Source organism: Methylobacterium indicum, assembly GCF_001043895.1.
In the GTDB taxonomy this organism is placed as follows: Bacteria; Pseudomonadota; Alphaproteobacteria; order Rhizobiales; family Beijerinckiaceae; genus Methylobacterium; species Methylobacterium indicum.
In genome coordinates this window covers 1-720 of the sequence record NZ_JTHF01000500.1, presented here as the reverse complement: position 1 = coordinate 720, position 720 = coordinate 1, and the positions used below count along the sequence as shown (strand labels likewise).

The following is a 720-nucleotide window of genomic DNA, read 5'->3' as shown; positions in this document are numbered from 1 at the left end:
CGGTCCCGATCGAGAGCGCCGACGGCGCGATCCGCGAGTGGGTCGGCACCATGGCCGACATCGACGAGCAGGTCCGGGCGCAGGAGGCTCTGCGCACCAGCGAGGAGCGGCTGCGCCTCGCCATGGCGGCGGCCGAGATGATGAACTGGGACATCGACCCGGCGACCCGGGAGGTCACCTGCTCGGAGATCGGCGAGAGCCTGATGGGCGTGACCACCGGTCCGCTCGACGAGTTCCTGGCGATGATCCTGCCCGACGATCTTCCCACCGTGCTCGCCAGCCTCGAACCGGCCCTGCGCGGCGAGGGCATCTACGACGCGCAGTACCGGATCGTCGACCACGAGGGGCGAGTGCGCTGGCTCTCCGCCCGCGGCAGCCTCGTGCGGACGCCCGGCGGCGGCTCCCGGCTCATCGGGGTCGCCTGCGACATCACCCGGCGCTACCCGGATCCGGCCATCGCCGGACCGCTGCGCCTGTCGGCCTGACCCCGGGCGTACGGCCTCGGGGCTTCGCGGGGTCGCCGTCCGGCCTCACGCGGCGGCCTTGGCCGGGCGCGGCCCGCGGGGCGGTGCGGCGCGCTTGCGCGGCGGCTTCGCGGCGGGGGGCGGGGCTGCCGCGGCGCGGACGGGCGCCCGTTCGGCCGCGCGCTCGCTCCCTTGCGCGCCCCCATGCCACCAGCCCTGCCAGCTCCAGCCGCCGGGCCCGGTGACGGCGTAGAGC

The 720-nt window shown here is 76.4% G+C and carries 1 protein-coding gene and 1 pseudogene; one reads left to right on the top strand and one right to left on the bottom strand.

Annotated features, from left to right (window positions below; all coding sequences use genetic code 11):
* The coding region (locus QR78_RS31740; RefSeq protein WP_048431632.1) for a PAS domain-containing protein at nucleotides 1-485 on the top strand (485 nt) is incomplete at its 5' end.
* Nucleotides 486-530: 45 nt separating this feature from the next.
* Here QR78_RS31740 and QR78_RS31735 read toward each other — a convergent pair.
* A pseudogene (locus tag QR78_RS31735) lies at nucleotides 531-720 on the bottom strand (DoxX family protein); the annotation flags it as partial.